General features: G+C 71.7%; 19 protein-coding genes. 14 read left to right on the plus strand and 5 right to left on the minus strand.

Features of this window, described 5'->3' with window-relative positions; all coding sequences use genetic code 11:
* The first annotated feature begins 125 nt into the window (after positions 1-125).
* Positions 126-959 carry a S1 family peptidase gene (locus AC06FP_RS14390; RefSeq protein ID WP_478075976.1) on the plus strand — a complete coding sequence of 278 codons (834 nt, stop codon included), beginning with the start codon at positions 126-128 and terminating at the stop codon, positions 957-959.
* A 47-nt stretch (positions 960-1006) separates the two neighbouring features.
* On the opposite strand, the gene AC06FP_RS14395 is transcribed toward AC06FP_RS14390, so the two are convergent.
* Entirely contained in the window at positions 1007-1447 is a 441-nt protein-coding gene (locus AC06FP_RS14395; protein WP_478075977.1) for a copper chaperone PCu(A)C, read from the minus strand.
* Between the two features lie 37 nt (positions 1448-1484).
* Between AC06FP_RS14395 and AC06FP_RS14400 the strand changes: the two genes are divergently transcribed.
* From AC06FP_RS14400 to AC06FP_RS14415, 4 genes are all read left to right on the plus strand, one after another.
* Positions 1485-2267 (plus strand): enoyl-CoA hydratase/isomerase family protein, encoded by a 783-nt coding sequence (locus tag AC06FP_RS14400; protein WP_478075978.1) that lies wholly within the window; start codon positions 1485-1487, stop codon positions 2265-2267.
* Between the two features lie 65 nt (positions 2268-2332).
* Positions 2333-3229 carry an acyl-CoA thioesterase II gene (gene tesB / locus AC06FP_RS14405; protein ID WP_456116672.1) on the plus strand — a complete coding sequence of 299 codons (897 nt, stop codon included), beginning with the start codon at positions 2333-2335 and terminating at the stop codon, positions 3227-3229.
* Between the two features lie 2 nt (positions 3230-3231).
* Positions 3232-3759, plus strand: a complete 528-nt coding sequence (locus tag AC06FP_RS14410; RefSeq protein WP_478075979.1) for a putative signal transducing protein — start codon at positions 3232-3234, stop codon at positions 3757-3759.
* A 67-nt stretch (positions 3760-3826) separates the two neighbouring features.
* Positions 3827-5017 (plus strand): RNA polymerase sigma factor, encoded by a 1191-nt coding sequence (locus AC06FP_RS14415; RefSeq protein ID WP_478075980.1) that lies wholly within the window; start codon positions 3827-3829, stop codon positions 5015-5017.
* Between the two features lie 115 nt (positions 5018-5132).
* On the opposite strand, the gene AC06FP_RS14420 is transcribed toward AC06FP_RS14415, so the two are convergent.
* Positions 5133-5696 carry an EF-hand domain-containing protein gene (locus AC06FP_RS14420; RefSeq protein WP_478075981.1) on the minus strand — a complete coding sequence of 188 codons (564 nt, stop codon included), beginning with the start codon at positions 5694-5696 and terminating at the stop codon, positions 5133-5135.
* Between the two features lie 179 nt (positions 5697-5875).
* On the opposite strand from AC06FP_RS14420, the gene AC06FP_RS14425 reads away from it, so the two are divergent.
* Both AC06FP_RS14425 and AC06FP_RS14430 read left to right on the plus strand, forming a co-directional pair.
* A complete protein-coding gene (locus AC06FP_RS14425; protein ID WP_456116676.1) occupies positions 5876-6634 on the plus strand; it encodes an arginyltransferase in 759 nt (252 codons plus the stop codon).
* Between the two features lie 50 nt (positions 6635-6684).
* The gene (locus tag AC06FP_RS14430) at positions 6685-7893 is read left to right on the plus strand and encodes an endonuclease/exonuclease/phosphatase family protein (protein WP_478075982.1); all 1209 of its coding nucleotides are present in this window, start codon (positions 6685-6687) and stop codon (positions 7891-7893) included.
* 226 nt (positions 7894-8119) lie between these two features.
* On the opposite strand, the gene purT is transcribed toward AC06FP_RS14430, so the two are convergent.
* A complete protein-coding gene (gene purT, locus AC06FP_RS14435) occupies positions 8120-9319 on the minus strand; it encodes a formate-dependent phosphoribosylglycinamide formyltransferase (RefSeq protein WP_478075983.1) in 1200 nt (399 codons plus the stop codon).
* A 118-nt stretch (positions 9320-9437) separates the two neighbouring features.
* Between purT and AC06FP_RS14440 the strand changes: the two genes are divergently transcribed.
* From AC06FP_RS14440 to AC06FP_RS14470, 7 genes are all read left to right on the plus strand, one after another.
* Positions 9438-10319, plus strand: coding sequence for an SPFH domain-containing protein (locus AC06FP_RS14440; protein ID WP_478075984.1), 882 nt, complete (start codon positions 9438-9440; stop codon positions 10317-10319).
* A gap of 8 nt (positions 10320-10327) precedes the next feature.
* The gene (locus tag AC06FP_RS14445; protein ID WP_478075985.1) at positions 10328-10615 is read left to right on the plus strand and encodes a hypothetical protein; all 288 of its coding nucleotides are present in this window, start codon (positions 10328-10330) and stop codon (positions 10613-10615) included.
* Positions 10612-10794: a type II toxin-antitoxin system antitoxin gene (locus AC06FP_RS14450; protein WP_456116681.1), complete on the plus strand. Its 183-nt coding sequence runs from the start codon at positions 10612-10614 to the stop codon at positions 10792-10794. Before AC06FP_RS14445 ends, AC06FP_RS14450 begins: the two co-directional genes overlap by 4 nt.
* Positions 10791-10973, plus strand: a complete 183-nt coding sequence (locus AC06FP_RS14455) for a DUF4177 domain-containing protein (protein ID WP_433852060.1) — start codon at positions 10791-10793, stop codon at positions 10971-10973. The genes AC06FP_RS14450 and AC06FP_RS14455 overlap by 4 nt, the downstream gene beginning before the upstream one ends.
* 1 nt (position 10974) lies before the next feature.
* Positions 10975-12276, plus strand: coding sequence for an alpha/beta hydrolase (locus AC06FP_RS14460; protein WP_478075986.1), 1302 nt, complete (start codon positions 10975-10977; stop codon positions 12274-12276).
* A 142-nt stretch (positions 12277-12418) separates the two neighbouring features.
* Complete coding sequence (locus AC06FP_RS14465; protein WP_478075987.1) at positions 12419-12979, plus strand: PH domain-containing protein; 561 nt, start codon at positions 12419-12421, stop codon at positions 12977-12979.
* 149 nt (positions 12980-13128) lie between these two features.
* Positions 13129-13929 (plus strand): M15 family metallopeptidase, encoded by an 801-nt coding sequence (locus AC06FP_RS14470; protein WP_478075988.1) that lies wholly within the window; start codon positions 13129-13131, stop codon positions 13927-13929.
* Between the two features lie 311 nt (positions 13930-14240).
* Here AC06FP_RS14470 and AC06FP_RS14475 read toward each other — a convergent pair whose 3' ends face one another.
* Together AC06FP_RS14475 and AC06FP_RS14480 are read right to left on the minus strand one after the other, a co-directional pair.
* On the minus strand, positions 14241-14915 hold the full coding sequence (locus AC06FP_RS14475) for a DNA-3-methyladenine glycosylase family protein (RefSeq protein WP_456116685.1): 675 nt from the start codon (positions 14913-14915) through the stop codon (positions 14241-14243).
* A 5-nt stretch (positions 14916-14920) separates the two neighbouring features.
* Positions 14921-15292 carry a DUF423 domain-containing protein gene (locus AC06FP_RS14480; protein WP_478075989.1) on the minus strand — a complete coding sequence of 124 codons (372 nt, stop codon included), beginning with the start codon at positions 15290-15292 and terminating at the stop codon, positions 14921-14923.
* Between the last annotated feature and the right edge of the window lie 98 nt (positions 15293-15390).

Consider the following 15390-nt stretch of genomic DNA (forward strand, 5'->3'; position numbering starts at 1 on the left):
GTGTGCGCAGGAGCGCCCGGGCAACTACGATGACGGCGATGCATGCCGGGGACATGGCCAGCCTCATCCGCAGAACGGAACGGCGCCTCCCTGGACATTCCACCGCCTCCTCCCCGGAACTGCCCATGCTCCGATTCGCCTGGCTCCTGCTCCTTCTCGCCGTTCCCGTGGCCGCCGGCGCCATCGTGATCCGGCACGACGTCGAGGATGCGAAATACCGCGTGCCCGCCTCCAGCTTCCCGGCGCTGGTCGACATGCCCGGCGAGGGCCATGGCGTGCTGATCGCCCCGCGCTGGGTAGTGACCGCGGCGCACACCCTCCCTGCCCATTCCACGCTCGGCCAGGTCGTGATCGACGGCCTGCCGCGCGAGGTCGCGCGTGTCGTCGTCCACCCCGGCTACCGGACGCTGCCGCAGGCGCTGGTCGACCAGGCCATGGCCAGCGGCGAGGCGATGCTGATCGTGGTGTTCCTCGCCGCCTCCGACGACATCGCGCTGATCGAACTCAGGCAACCGGTGGCGGGCGTGGCGCCCGTCGCGCTCTACCCGCGCGGCGACGAGCCGGGCCGGACCATCGCGATCGTGGGCAAGGGCGCCACCGGCACCGGCGCCAGCGGGCACGATCCCGCCGGCCCCAACCGCACCGAGCTCCGCCGCGCGTTCAATACCGTCACCAGCGCCTACGACCGCTGGCTCTGCTACGTGTTCGACGAACCGCCGGCGGCGCTGCCGCTCGAGGGCATGCTGGGAAACGGGGACAGCGGCGGCCCGCTGCTCATCGAGGACGGCGGCCAATGGCGCCTGGCCGGCCTCGGATCATGGAAGGTAATGGCGGGCGACGTCCGCACCGGGCGGCCGGGGCGCTACGGCCAGACCGCCTGCAACGTGCGCGCGAGCCACTACGCCGGCTGGATCGAGGAGGTAATCTCCGGGCGCCCGCAGGCGCAGGCTGGAAGCTGAGCGCCGCGCCGGCGGGCGCGGCCTTCGCGGCACACCCCGGCTCCCGCTCAGGGCCTGCGCACCACCAGTTCGCCGCGCACCTCGGTGCCATCGGACAGGCCCAGCAGCAGCGGCACGCGCTGGCCTTCCTGCAGCGGGCCGGTGCCGTCCATCAGCATCAGGTGCAGGCCGCCGGGCTTGAGTTCGACGCTCTTCCCGGCCGCCACCGGCATGCGCTCGACCTCGCGCATGCGGCTGACGCCATCGACCAGGGTGGTCTCGTGCAGGGACACGTCCTTGAACGCCGCGCTGCGCACCGAGGTCACCGCCACGTCCGCCTTGCACGCGTTGTCGATGCGGCCGAAACCGCCGGCCATGTGCGCCATCGCCGGAAAACGGATCCAGCCCTCGCCCAGGTGCACGCAGGTGGACTCCGCGGCCTGCGCGGAGGTACCCGCGGCGAAGCTCGCCATGGCCAACAGTACGCACGCGAATGGTTTGGTTATCATCGGACCACCGACTCCCTGCCGTATTCGAGGCCGCAGCATGACAACGCTCATCGACACGATCAACCACGGCCCCGTCCGCGAACTGCGGCTGGCGCGTCCGCCGGTCAATGCGCTGGACACCGAACTGTGCCGCGCGCTGATCGCCGCGATGAACCAGGCCATGGCCGAAGACGTGCAGGGCGTGGTGCTGTCCGGCAGCGAGCGCGTGTTCACCGGCGGCATGGACGTGCCCTACCTGCTGCGCCATGGCGAAGACCGGCAACGGCTGCTGGACAGCTGGCAGGCCTTCTTCGGCGCGGCGCGCACCCTGGCCGAAAGCCGCATTCCCGTCGTGGCCGCGCTGACCGGGCATTCCCCTGCCGGCGGCTGCGTGCTGGCGCTGTGCTGCGACTACCGGGTGATGGCGCGCAGCATCGATCCGGCCAGGCCCTTCGTGATCGGTCTGAACGAAGTGCAGGTGGGCCTGGTCGCGCCGGAAGGCATCCAGCGGTTGATGCGGCGCGTGGTCGGCACGCACCGCGCCGGCGTGCTGCTGGCCGGCGGCCAGCTGGTCAGCGCCGAGCGCGCATTGGAGATCGGCCTGGTGGACGAACTGGCCGACGGCGCCGCCGGCGTGACCGCGCAGGCCATCGCCTGGCTGCAGGCGCAGCTCAGGCTGCCGCGCCAGCCGATGCTGCAGACCCGCGCCATCGCCCGCGCCGACCTGCACGAAGCCATGCAGCCGCAGCACATCCAGCTCGAGCGCTTCGTCGAGGCCTGGTATTCGGCCGACGCGCAGGCCGCGCTGCAGGCATTGGCGGCGAAGCTGGGCAAGGCCTGATCGCACCCTGGCCACCCGGCCCCGCCCGCTATAATCGCGGCCTGTCGAAACCCAGGCCCGCCGTCTTGTCCTCCAACGACCCCGTGGTACCCGAACTGATCGACCTGCTGTCGCTGGAGCGGCTGGAGGACAACCTGTTCCGGGGCCAGAGCCGCGACATCGGCACCAAGTACGTGTTCGGCGGGCAGGTGCTGGGCCAGGCGCTGGCCGCCGCCCAGGCCACCCTCGACAACGGCCGCCACGTGCATTCGCTGCACGCCTATTTCCTGCGCGCCGGCAACATCGACCACCCGATCATCTACGACGTGGACCGCACCCGCGACGGCGGCAGTTTCTCGGTGCGCCGGGTCACCGCGATCCAGCACGGCAAGGTGATCTTCTTCTGCGCGGCCTCGTTCCAGCAGGCCGAGCACGGCGCCGAGCACCAGCACAAGATGCCCGAGGTGCCGCAGCCGGAAGACATCGAGCCCAACCGCCCGCTGCCGCCGGACGTGCTCGAGCGCCTGCCGGTGAAGGTGCAGCGCTGGCTCTCGCGCGGCGGTCCGTTCGAATTCCGCCACGTCTACCCGCGCGACGAACTCAACCCGCCCAAGCGCCCGCCCTACCACCAGGTGTGGATGCGCCTGAACGAGCGCGTCGGCGACGCGCCGGAGCTGCACCAGGCGCTGCTGGCCTACGCCTCGGATTTCCACCTGCTGGGCACGGCGACCTTCCCGCACGGCATCAGCTACTACCAGCCGCACGTGCAGATGGCCTCGCTGGACCACGCCATCTGGTTCCACCGGCCGTTCCGCGTGGACGACTGGCTGCTGTACTCGCTCGACAGCCCCAGCGCGCAGGACTCGCGCGGCCTGGCGCGCGGCCAGTTCTTCACCCGCGACGGCGTGCTGGTGGCCAGCACCGCGCAGGAAGGGCTGATCCGCGTCGCGCCGCCGGCCGCCGGCGAAGGCAACAAGGAATAGCCATGCGCAGGATCTTCACCAGCCAGCGCGTGGAAAACGCCGAAGGCGTGGCCAACATGCTGCGCGAGGCCGGCATCGAGGTGCGCATCACCAACGGCCGCTCGTACCACAGCAAGCGCCGCGGCCAGTTCAGTTACCTGGACAGGAAGAGCGACGCGGAACTGCCCACGGTGTGGGTGGTACGCGCCGACGACCAGCCGCGGGCGCGCGAGATCCTGCGCGATGCGCGCCTGCTCGACACCACCCGCCGCGACCACCCGGTGGCCGAATACGCCTTCCGCGATGCGCCGGCGCCGTCCGCCGGCCGCGGCTGGGCCTGGCGCATCCGCATCGCCCTGCTGATGGTGATCGCCGGCGTGGCGCTGGTGGTCATGCTGCGCCATCGCGGCACCCAGGCGCCGCCGCCCGCGCCGGCGCCGCAGGTGCAGCCGGCACCGGGCCAGGACGGCGAGGACGGCTTCCGCGTGCGCATCCAGCCCAGCGCTCCGGCGCCGGCCACGCCCACGCCGCCCCCGGCGCCGAAGCCCTGAGCGGCGGCGTGGCGGTCACATCGGCCGGCGGCTTGCGTCCTGTCCTGCAGACCACCGGGAGCCGCCCATGACCGCCGCCACGCTCGAAACCCTGCTGCACCACGAACTGCCCGCCGCCCGCCGCGGCTGCACGCAGTCCTATGGGCGCATCGTGCTGGCCTGCCAGAACACGGTGACCGCCATCGCGCTGGCCATCACCCGCGACGTGCAGGCCAGCGAGGACATCGCCCAGGAAGCCTTCTTCAAGGCCTGGCAGCAGCTCAACCAGCTCAACAACGCGGCCAGCTTCCTGCCCTGGCTGCGGCAGATCACCCGCAACCTGGCCCGCGACTGGCTGCGCGCCAACCGCAACCGTCCGCTCAGCGGCGAAGCGGCCGAGATCGCCATCGGCATGGCGGCCGACCCCGCGCCCGGCGCCGCCGAGGCGATGGCGCGCGTGGAGGAAGAGCTGGCCGCCGAGGAAATCATCTCCGCCCTGCCCGAGGACAGCCGCGAGGCGCTGCTGTTGTTCTACCGCGAGGGACAGAGCTCGCAGCAGGTCGCCGCGCTGCTGGGGCTGAGCGACGCGGCGGTGCGCAAGCGCCTGTCGCGCGCCCGCGCCACCGTGCGCGAGGAAATGCTGCGCCGCTTCGGCGAGTTCGCGCGCGGCAGCGCGCCATCGGCCGCCTTCGCCCTGGTGGTGGTCGGCGGGCTGGTCGGCGCGACCCCCGTGGCCAGCGCCGCCACGGTGATCGGGTCGGGCGTGCTCGGCGGCGGTCTGGGCAAACTCGGCGGCAGCGGCATCACCGGCGGCATTGCCGGTGGGTCGGTGGGTGCGGTCATCCAGCATTTCACCGATCACCCGGCGATGCTGAGCGGCATCATCTCCGGCACGATCATCGGCGCGTTCGCCTATGCGCTGACCTGGTGGTATCTGAAGCGCTTCTGCGCCGACGACCGCGAACGCCTGCAGATACAGCGCTTCATGCTGCTCAACATGGCCACCGGCGCGGCATGGATGTTCGGGCTGATGCTCGCCGCGGTGTTCGAGGCCGGCGTGGGTGCGGTGCTGGCGGTATTCGCCCTCGGCGTGACCGCCATCAATTACCAGTATCTGGTCACCCTGAAGCGCATCATGCAGCCCATCCTCGCGCGTCCGGGCAACGCCCACCGGCGTCGCGAGTACGAGTGGTTGCTGGGCAGGCCCGCGGTGGTTCTCAGCACGCTGATCGGCGGCTTCTGCATCCTCTACGCGCTGCACGTTGCCGGGCGGCTGTAGCTTTGTAGAACGGTATTTCTTTCCCCTGCCGGAGAAGGAACGACGGGCGGCCCCTGCGCCGACGCGACAGGCCCACCGCGCCCCTTTCTCCGGAAAGGGGCGCGGTGTTTTCCGTTTACTTCGCCGGCGCCTGCATCGCACGCGGGCCATGCGACCCCATCTTCGCGCGCGCGGCCTCCAGTTCGGCCGGGCTCAGCTTGCCGTCCTTGTCGGTGTCGGCGTCGCGGAACCATGCCTCGCGGCGCTGCTGGGCGCGCGCTTCACGGTCGGCCTGGTCGATGAAGCCATCCTTGTTGACGTCCATGCGCTCGAAGAAGGCCTGGTACTCGGCGGCGCTGACGCGGCCATCGCGGTCTGCGTCCATCATCCGCACGAAGCCCTGGCCGCCATGGCCGCGATGGTGGCGGCCCATGCCGCGGTGGCCGTCGCCGCCACGGGCGTGCCAGCGCGGCATCTCCTCGCGCGACAGCCTGCCGTCCTTGTTCTTGTCCAGTTCGTCGAAGCGCTGCGCCAGGCGCGGGTGGGCGGCGGCCTCCTGGCGGTCGATCGCGCCATCGCCGTTGGCGTCCAGCCGCGCCGGGGCCGGCTTCTGCGCGGGCGCGGTGGCGGCCAGGGCAACGCCGGTGGCGGAGGCGGCCATCAGCACGGCCAGCAGGATCAGGGGTTTGCGGTGGGTCATGGTCGGGCTCCGGTGGTGGAAGATCGGGCGCATCGCCTGCGTCCTCGGGGCAATCAACGCCTGCCGGCCGCGGGCGTTGACGCCGGTGCCGGCTGTATTCATGGCGCAGACAGGCCGCCGGCGCGCAATCGTCCGGTTCCGCCGCATGAATTGAGACGGCCGGCCGCTATGCTGTCGGCATGGCCCTGCATGGCGACTCCCACGAAGAACTGCGCCTGTTCCAGACCGGCGAACACCCCTGCGGCTATTTCCCCGAGCGGCGCGCGCGCGACCTGGTGCTCGACCCGCAGGACAGCCGGCTGGGCACGCTGTACCCGATGGCGCTGGGCTGGGGCTTCCGCCGCTCCGGCGACCTGGTCTACCGGCCGCACTGCCAGCAGTGCCGCGCCTGCGTGCCGGTGCGGGTGCCGGTGGAACGCTTCATGCCCGACCGCAGCCAGCGCCGCTGCCTGGCGCGCAACGGCGACCTCGAGTGCCGGGTGCTGCCGGCCGAGCGTACCGACGAACAGTTCGCGCTGTACCGGCGCTACCTCGCCGCGCGCCATGCCAAGGGCGGCATGGACGACCACGGCCCGCACGAGTTCGACCAGTTCCTGATCGGCGGCTGGTCGCAGGGGCGCTTCCTCGAGATCCGCGCCGCGGGCGGCGATGGCCGGCGCGGCCGGCTGCTGGCGGTCGCCGTCACCGACGTCACTCCGCTGGGGCTGTCGGCGGTCTACACCTTCTTCGATCCGGACGAACACGCGCGTGGCCTGGGCACCTACGCGATCCTGCAGCAGATCGAGTGGGCGCGACGCAGCCGCCTGCCCCACCTGTACCTGGGCTACTGGATCGACGGCCACCGCAAGATGGACTACAAGCGCCGCTACCGGCCGCTGGAATGCTTCGATGGCCGGCGCTGGCTCGACATGGACACCAGCGGCGGCCCGGCCCCGTAACGGCGGCATCTGCCATCCCGTCTTCATCATCCGGGTGCGAGAATGCCGCCATGAACAAACACACCCTGCTCCTGGCCCTGACGATGCTCTGCGCCGCCTGCACCAGCACCGCCCCCGCCACCTCCACGCCGTCCACGCCCACAACCACCGCGCAGCTGCGGCTGGCGACCTACAACACCTCGCTGTATTCGGACGACGCCGGCGGCCTGATCGCCGAGCTGGAAGGCGACAGCGCGCACGCGCGCAAGATCGCCGCGGTGCTGCAGCGCGTGCGCCCGGACCTGGTGCTGCTCAACGAGTTCGATTTCGACGACGCCCACCGCGCCGCCGACCTGTTCCAGCAGCGCTATCTGGAAACGCCGCAGGCCGGCGGCGGCGAAGCGCTGCGCTATCCCTACCGCTACCTGGCGCCGGTCAACACCGGCGTGCCCAGCGGCCTGGACCTGGACAACAACGGCAGCGTGGGCGGCAAGGGCCGCGAACGCGGCAACGATGCCTGGGGCTATGGCCTGCATCCCGGCCAGTACGGCATGCTGGTGCTGTCCAGATACCCGATCGACACCGCCGCCGTGCGCAGCTTCCAGCTGCTGAAGTGGAGCACGCTGCCCGGCGCGCTGCGGCCGGTCGACCCGGAAACCGGCAAGCCGTTCTGGAACGACGCGGTGTGGTCGCAACTGCGGCTTTCCTCCAAGTCGCATTGGGACGTGCCGGTGCGCACGCCGCTGGGCACGGTGCACGTGCTGGCCTCGCACCCGACGCCGCCGGTGTTCGACGGCCGCGAGAAGCGCAACGCCGCGCGCAACCACGACGAGCTGCGGCTGTGGAAGGAATATCTCGACGGCGGCGACACGCCGTGGCTGTGCGACGACCAGGGCCGCTGCGGCGGACTGGCGGCGGACGCGCGCTTCGTGATCGTCGGCGACCTCAACAACGACCCGGTGGACGGCGACGGCCGCCACGACGCCATCCTCGAACTGCTCGAACACCCGCGCGTGCTGCGCTACCCCACCCCGACCAGCGTCGGCGGCGAGCAGACCAGCCTGGCCTATGCGGAGAAGGGCATCGTGCGCCGCGGCGCGCCGCAGCACGCCACCGGCGACTTCGGCCCGCGCTCGGGCACGATGCGGCTGGACTACGTGCTGCCCTCGACCGGTTTCAGCTACGTCGGCAGCGGCGTGTTCTGGCCGGCCGATGGCAGCGCGGAAGCGGCGATCGCCGACGGCAGCGACCACCACCTGGTGTGGGTGGACGTGCGCTGAGCGCCGCCCGCCACGATCGAGGCATCAGGAAAACGCCGGCAACCGCCGGCGTTTTCGCGTCCGCATGAGCGCGTATTGGTGCGCGACGGGCCATCGCCGGGAAGCCGCGTGCCGGGAAGGCCCCGCACCTGCGCTCGTCATGCCATGCGATGACGCGTTGAACCGTGGATGCGGGGGCCTGCCCTGCATGGCGCATTACCGGGAAAGCGGTGCTCCTGCAGGCCCGTCAGCGCAGTTCGATGCCGATGGCCGCGGCCGCGTCGCGGGCGATGGCGCGGGCCTGGTCCACGTCCGCCGCGCGCGCCAGGGTGACGCCGACGCGGCGCTGGCCCTGCACCACCGGCTTGCCGAACAGGCGCAACGCGGTGTCCGGCGCGCGCAGGGCGGCATCGACGCCTCTGAAGAACGGCACGCCGTTGCCCTGCGCCAGCATCGCGCACGACGCCGACGGGCCACGGTGGCCGATCACCCCGCTGTCGCCGGCGCCGACCGGCAGGCCGAGGATGGCGCGCGCATGCAGCGCGAACTCGCTCAGCTCCTGCGAGGCCAGCGTCACCAGGCCGGTGTCGTGCGGGCGCGGGCTGACCTCGCTGAACCACACCTCGTCGTTCTTCACGAACAGCTCCACGCCGAACACGCCCCAGCCGCCGAGGTCGTCGGTGATGGCGCGCGCCACGGCCTGCGCGCGCGCCAGCGCGGTGGCCGACATGGCCTGCGGCTGCCAGCTCTCGCGGTAGTCGCCGTCCTTCTGCAGGTGGCCGATCGGCGCGCAGAACGCGGTGCCGCCGGCATGGCGCACGGTCAACAGGGTGATCTCGTAGTCGAAATCGATGAAGCCCTCGACGATGCAGCGCCCGGCGCCGGCGCGGCCGCCGGTCTGCGCGTAGTCCCAGGCCGGGCCGATGTCGGCCTCGCCGCGCACCGTGCTCTGGCCCTTGCCCGAGGACGACATCACCGGCTTGACCACGCACGGCAGGCCGATGGCCTGCACCGCGGCGCGGTACTCGGCTTCGGTATCGACGAAGCGGTAGGGCGAGGTCGGCAGGCCCAGGGTTTCGGCGGCCAGCCGGCGGATGCCCTCGCGGTCCATGGTCAGGCGCGCGGCGCGCGCGGTCGGGATCACCCGCAGGCCCTGCGCGGCTTCCAGTTCCACCAGGGTCTCGGTGTGGATGGCCTCGATCTCGGGCACCACCAGGTGCGGCTGTTCCAGCGCGATCACCGCGCGCAGCGCGGCCGGGTCAAGCATGTCGATGACGTGGCGGCGGTGCGCCACCTGCATCGCCGGCGCGTCCGCATAGCGGTCGACGGCGACGACTTCCACGCCGAAGCGCTGCAGTTCGATCGCCACTTCCTTGCCCAGTTCGCCCGAACCGAGCAGCAGCACGCGGGTGGCGGAAGGCGACAGCGGGGTACCAAGGCAGGTCATCGGGCGGATCCGGGCGGGAACGGGGCCGCACATTCTAGCCGCCGGTTCCGGCCACGCCCCTCTTGCATGTTGATATCAATTTGATATCTTCCATCGCAACCACCACGGAAGACGCGCCATGAAAGAGAAAGCCCTCGGTTCCCTGCCCGGCATCCCCACCCTGCTGGGCTCGCTCGTCCTGATGCTGGCCGGCGTGGCCGCCTTCATCACCGCGGTGGCGCTCACCAAGACCGGCGCGGGCGGCGGTGGCCTGTACGTCGTCCTGGGCGTGATCGCGGGGGGGGCGGGCCTGTTCATCAGCTGCGGCCTGTACATGGTCCAGCCCAACCAGGCCGCGGTGCTGAGCCTGTTCGGCAAGTACGTGGGCACGGTCAAGGACAACGGCCTGCGCTGGAACAACCCCTTCTTCACCAAGAAGAAGGTCAGCCAGCGCGTGCGCAACTTCGAAAGCGGCAAGCTCAAGGTCAACGAACTGGACGGCTCGCCCATCGAGATCGCCGCGGTGATCGTGTGGCAGGTGGTGGACGCCTCCGAGGCGGTCTACAACGTCGACGACTACGAGAGCTTCGTGCACATCCAGTCCGAATCGGCGCTGCGCGCGATGGCCACCAGCTACCCCTACGACCAGCACGAGGAAGGCCAGCTGTCGCTGCGCAGCCATGCCAGCGAAATCTCCCAGCATCTGAAGGACGAACTGGCCGAGCGCCTGGCCGATGCCGGCGTGCAGGTGCTCGACGCGCGCATCAGCCACCTGGCCTACGCCCCGGAAATCGCCCAGGCGATGCTGCAGCGGCAGCAGGCCAACGCGGTGATCGCCGCGCGCCAGCGCATCGTCGCCGGCGCGGTGGGCATGGTCGAGATGGCGCTGTCCGAACTGCAGAAGAGCGGCCTGGTGGCGCTGGACGAGGAGCGCAAGGCGCAGATGGTCGGCAACCTGCTCACCGTGCTGTGCTCGGACCGCGGCACCCAGCCGGTGGTCAACACCGGCTCGCTGTACTGAGGCCGGCGATGAACGACGCCATCGCCCCGCTTGTCCTCGCCATCACCGGCCTGCCGGCGCTGTTCATCGCCGCCTGGGCCGGCCGTCGCGGCGGCGCCCACGCGCGCGGCACCGGGCTGCGCTGGGCACTGATCGCGCTGTGCAGCTTCATCGCCGCCATCGCTCTGTACCTGGCCGGCAGCAACCGCAGCGCGGCGATGGCCGTCGGCATCGGCTTTGCCGTGGCGGTCAACGTGCTGGTGGTGTCGATGGTGCTGCACCTGCGCCGCGGCGACACCGGAGCGATGCGCAAGTGAGCGAGAAGAAGGCCTACCCGCTGCGCATCAACGCCGACGTGCTGGCGGCGGCGCAGCGCTGGGCCGATGACGAGCTGCGCAGCCTCAACGCGCAGATCGAGTACGTGATACGCGACGCCCTGCGCAAGGCCGGGCGGCTGCCCGCACCGAAGAACGACTCCAGCGAGGAAGAACCATGAACAAGCAATGGAAGTATCTCGTCGTCAAAGTGGACACCAGCGTATTCGGCGGCTTCAAGATGGAGACGCTGCAGGAGGAACTGGACAAGCAGGGCCGGCTGGGCTGGGAGCTGGTCAACGTGGTGCATTCCATGCCCGGCTATTCCTCGCCGACCCTGCTGTTCAAGCGGGAGGCCTGAGATGAGGCGCCTGCAGGTCTGGATCGCCGCCGTGGCGATCGCGGTCGCGGCCACCGCCTCCGCCTCCGCCGCCGATTCTCCCGTCGCCCTGGCCACGCGCCTGCTCGACCAGCTCGACGCGGGCCAGTACGCCGCCGCCGAAGCCACGTTCTCGCCGCAGATGAAGGCGGCGGTGCCCGCCGAAAAACTCAAGGCCGTGTGGGAATCGCTGCCCGCGCAGCTGGGGGCGGCCGGCAAGCGCGGCGAGGCCACGGCCAGCGAAGCCGATGGCTTGCGCATCGTCGTCATCCCGCTGGAATACGCCGCCGGCGGCGTGCTCGCGCGCGTGGTGCTGGACAAGGACGACCGCATCGCCGGCTTCCTGGTGCAGCCGGCGCCGCCCCCGCCCCCGCCGGCGCTCACCGATGCGCCCTTCACCGAACAGGACGTCACCCTGCCGGCGACGGCGTCGGGCAAGCCGGGGCTGCCGGGCACGCTGGTCCTGCCGCGGACCAGGGCGCCGTTCCCGGCGGTGGTGCTGGTGCATGGCTCGGGCCCGCAGGACCGCGACGAAACCATCGGCGCCAACCGCCCGTTCCTGGACATCGCGCGCGGCCTCGCCGCGCACGGCATCGCCACGCTGCGCTACGACAAGCGCACCCGGGTGCGTCCGCAGGACTTCGGTGGCGATGCCAGCATCGACGACGAAACCACCGACGATGCCGTCGCCGCCGTCGCGGCGCTGGCCGGCAACGCCGACATCGACCACGACCGCATCTACGTGCTCGGCCACAGCCAGGGCGGCATGCTCGCCGGCCGCATCGCCCGCAACAGCCAGGGCAAGGTGGCCGGGCTAATCCTGCTGGCCGCGCCCGCGCGCCCGATCCTCGACCTGCTCGGCGAGCAGAACCGCTACCTGGCCAATCTCGACGGCAGCGTCAGCGCCGAGGAACAGGCGCACCTGGACGCGCTCGATGCCCTCATCGCGCAGATCCGCCGCGATCCGGAAGCGAAGCTGCTGGACCTGCCCGGGCGCTACTGGCAGCAGATGGAGCAGGTCGATCCCGTCGCCGACGCGCGCGACAGCGGGTTGCCGGTACTGCTGCTGCACGGCGGCCGCGACTTCCAGGTGATCAACGCCGACTGGCAGCGCTGGAAGCAGGGCCTGCAGGGCCCACGCTACCGCTTCCATCTCTATCCCGCGCTCAACCACCTCGGCATCGCCGGCGAAGGCCCCGGCACGCTGGACGAATACCGGAAGCCCGGCCACGTCGATGCCACGCTGATCAACGACATCGCCCGCTGGGTGGAGGCGCAGCGGTGAATCCGCGCGCCGCGATGCCGCCGACACCGCGCAGGGCCGGCGCGCGCGCACCGTTGCCACGGCGCGGGGCAGGAACCGCACCGCCGCCGGCCGTCCTGACCGGAACCGGCGCACCATGACCTTTCCCGGAGGAACCCGAGCGATGCCGAGCACGACCCAGGCCCCCAGGGATTACCCGGTCGCCACGCCGTCCGGCAGACCGATGCTGATCCTGCGGGGCATCCTGGCGGCGGCGATCCTGCTGCCGCTGGCCTTCCTGCTTGGCGACAAGGGCATGGCGCAACTGGCCAGCCCCCGCGCCTGGCTGGGCCCGGCGCTGGTGACGCTGACCGGCGTGGTGGTGAGCCTGGCCTACCTGCGCCGGCGCATCACGCTCGGCGCCGGCGGCCTGGTCGTCCGCTCCACGTTCTACACCCGGACCGTGGCCCTCGGTTCCCTGCGGCTGGAGCGCGCGCGCATCGTCGACCTGGCCGAGCACGGCGAGCTGAAGCCGGCGGTCAAGACCAACGGCTACAGCCTGCCCGGCTTCCGCTCCGGCCACTTCCGCATGCGCGACGGCGGCAAGGCGTTCTGCCTGGTCACCGACAGCAGCCGCGTGCTGGCGCTGCCGCTGCGCGACGGCGCGCTGTTGCTGCTTTCGCCGGAGCATCCCCGCGCCCTGCTCGACGCGCTGAAGCAACAGGCCGGCGGATCCACCGCGTAGGTGCGGAGCCTGCCCGCATGCGAATCCACGCCATGCGGGCACGGCACTCTCCGCCTGCGTCAGCGCCTACGGGCAGTCCCGCCTCCGGCGGCGCCTTCCGTACCCTCCCGGCAATCGACAGCCCCGCATCGATGCCCCAAGCTACCCGCATGCGCCCCGCTCCACGCCTGCTGCTCAACACCCCCGACATCGAACTGTGGCCCGGCGGCCTGCTGCGCGCGCGCAGCAGCCACGACGCGCGCCTGCTTGCCCGCGCGCGCGCGGTGCTGCGCCGCAAGCGCGACGGCCGCTATCTGGCGGCGCTGCTGCCGGAGGGGTTGATGCCGATGGTCGAACGCCTGGCCCGCGAACCCGGCATCGACGAGGCACTGCAGCGCCTGGAAGATCCCCTGCTCCGGCGCGGCCCGCCGGTGGAAACGCCGCTGCCGCTGGAGCGCCTCAACGAACGCCTGCACCGCCTCGGCCTGGACGAAAGTTACGCCGGCCGCAGCGGCCTGGCCCTGGTCGCCGAACCTTCGTGCCTGCATCTGGCCGGCCTGGACCGCTACCGCCGCGCGCTGTGGCTGACCCGCGGCGCCGCGCGCGCCTGGCAGCGCCTGCACGGCGCCGCCGCGGCCGACGGCATCGCCCTGGACGCGATCTCCGGCTACCGCAGCCACGACTATCAACTGGGCATCTTTGAACGCAAGCTCGCGCGCGGCCTGGACGTGGCGCAGATCCTCACCGTCAATGCGGCGCCCGGCTACAGCGAGCACCACGGCGGCAACGCGCTGGACATCGGCACGCCCGGCGAAGCGCCGGCGGAAGAATCGTTCGAGCGCACCCCGGCCTTCGCCTGGCTGCAGGCGCATGCGGGCGATTTCGGTTTCCACATGAGCTACCCCCGCGACAATCCGCACGGCATCGTCTATGAGCCGTGGCACTGGTGCTTCGGCGGCGCCGCGCGGTGAGCGGGGCGCAAACCCGCGGCGGCTCGCCGCGCGGGTACTGGCGATCATCACCATCGGCATCGCCGCCCTGCCCGCAGGCATCAGCGTCCCTTCGCTCTCCGGGCTCGCGGGTTGTGGCGGCGGCCATCTGTTCGTCCTCGCCCTGATCGCTCTGGGTGGCCTGCTGCCGTCATGCTGGCCGTCACCCTCGCCCTGGACCGGCGGGTGCTGCGCTGGCTGTTGCCGGCGCTGCTGCCGAGCGGGCTGGCGGCCCCCGCGCGCTGGCGCTGGCGCCGGTGCCCACCATCCACTGCCCCTGTCCGGGCCGACGTTCAATCCTGCGAACGGTTGGTCCTGGCGCCGCCAGCCTCGGCGAAATCGGCGATCCGCCACAGGTACAGGCTGGCCCAGGTGCGGTACGGCCCCCAGCGTTCGCCGCGGGCCTGCAGTTCGCGCGGCGTGGGCATCGTGTCGCTCCCGTCCACCCGCTGCGCGCCCTTGCGGATGCCCAGGTCGTCCACCGGCAGGATGTCGGGCCGGCCGAGCCGGAACATCAGCATCATTTCCACCGTCCAGCGGCCGATGCCGCGGACCGGCACCAGCGCCTCGACGATGGCCTCGTGGTGCATCCACGCCATCTGCCGCGTCGAGGGAATCTCCCCGGCCTGTTCGCGCCGGGCCAGGTCGCGCAGCGCCAGCGCCTTGTTGCCGGACACGCCGCAGGCGCGCAGGCCGGCGTCGTCGATGCGGGCAAGCGTGTCGGCGTGCAGGCGCCTGCTGCCGATCGCCGCTTCCACCCGCCCGACGATGGTCGAGGCCGCCTTGCCGCTGAGCTGCTGGAACAGGATCGCGCGCGCCAGCGCGTCGACCGGATCGAACGGACGCCGCCACCCGGCCGGCGCCTCCAGCGGGCCGATGCGGCCGATCCAGCCCGCCAGGCGGCGGTCGCGGCGCTGCAGGTGCGCCAGCGCCTGGTCCACGTCGAAGCCGCGCGGGTGCCGGGGCACCGGGCTTACCGCTTCAGCGCGCTGAGCGCCAGCAGCACCCAGCCGGCCATCAGCGCGGTGCCGCCGGCCGGCGCCAGCCGCGTCGGCCACCACCCCAGCGCGCCGCCGGCCAGGCTGCCGGAGAACAGCAGCACGCCCAGCAGCAGCACGTACAGCGCGGTGCGCCCGACCGCGTTCAACGACGCCGGGCCGAGCACCGCCAGCACGGCGCCGTGGCCGAAGGCATACAGCGCGGCGGTATCGAGATGGGACTGCGCCAGCGGGTCGCTCACCGCGTGCGCGGCATAGGCCGACAGCCCGACCGCCGACGCCGCCAGCAGCGCGCCGCAGAAGGCCAGCAGCGAGGGTCTGCGCACCCTCCGTTCCATTCCCAGCATCCTCTACTCCCGGTTCGCCGGCCCTCGCGGCGCGGCCCATGACCATCCGGACGCCGATCGTACCGCTTGCCTGGATGCGCGTCCGGTTGGCGCCAGGC

It is taken from the genome of Stenotrophomonas sp. Steno-Z2 (assembly GCF_056393235.1).

Bases quoted from the DNA above. Each gene is read 5' to 3' on its own strand.
- AC06FP_RS14390 (WP_478075976.1), top strand. From the start codon at position 126: ATGCTCCGATTCGCCTGGCTCCTGCTCCTTCTCGCCGTTCCCGTGGCC.
- AC06FP_RS14395 (WP_478075977.1), bottom strand. From the start codon at position 1,447: ATGATAACCAAACCATTCGCGTGCGTACTGTTGGCCATGGCGAGCTTC.
- AC06FP_RS14400 (WP_478075978.1), top strand. From the start codon at position 1,485: ATGACAACGCTCATCGACACGATCAACCACGGCCCCGTCCGCGAACTG.
- AC06FP_RS14410 (WP_478075979.1), top strand. From the start codon at position 3,232: ATGCGCAGGATCTTCACCAGCCAGCGCGTGGAAAACGCCGAAGGCGTG.
- AC06FP_RS14415 (WP_478075980.1), top strand. From the start codon at position 3,827: ATGACCGCCGCCACGCTCGAAACCCTGCTGCACCACGAACTGCCCGCC.
- AC06FP_RS14420 (WP_478075981.1), bottom strand. From the start codon at position 5,696: ATGACCCACCGCAAACCCCTGATCCTGCTGGCCGTGCTGATGGCCGCC.
- AC06FP_RS14425 (WP_456116676.1), top strand. From the start codon at position 5,876: ATGGCCCTGCATGGCGACTCCCACGAAGAACTGCGCCTGTTCCAGACC.
- AC06FP_RS14430 (WP_478075982.1), top strand. From the start codon at position 6,685: ATGAACAAACACACCCTGCTCCTGGCCCTGACGATGCTCTGCGCCGCC.
- purT (WP_478075983.1), bottom strand. From the start codon at position 9,319: ATGACCTGCCTTGGTACCCCGCTGTCGCCTTCCGCCACCCGCGTGCTG.
- AC06FP_RS14440 (WP_478075984.1), top strand. From the start codon at position 9,438: ATGAAAGAGAAAGCCCTCGGTTCCCTGCCCGGCATCCCCACCCTGCTG.
- AC06FP_RS14445 (WP_478075985.1), top strand. From the start codon at position 10,328: ATGAACGACGCCATCGCCCCGCTTGTCCTCGCCATCACCGGCCTGCCG.
- AC06FP_RS14455 (WP_433852060.1), top strand. From the start codon at position 10,791: ATGAACAAGCAATGGAAGTATCTCGTCGTCAAAGTGGACACCAGCGTA.
- AC06FP_RS14460 (WP_478075986.1), top strand. From the start codon at position 10,975: ATGAGGCGCCTGCAGGTCTGGATCGCCGCCGTGGCGATCGCGGTCGCG.
- AC06FP_RS14465 (WP_478075987.1), top strand. From the start codon at position 12,419: ATGCCGAGCACGACCCAGGCCCCCAGGGATTACCCGGTCGCCACGCCG.
- AC06FP_RS14470 (WP_478075988.1), top strand. From the start codon at position 13,129: ATGCGCCCCGCTCCACGCCTGCTGCTCAACACCCCCGACATCGAACTG.
- AC06FP_RS14480 (WP_478075989.1), bottom strand. From the start codon at position 15,292: ATGCTGGGAATGGAACGGAGGGTGCGCAGACCCTCGCTGCTGGCCTTC.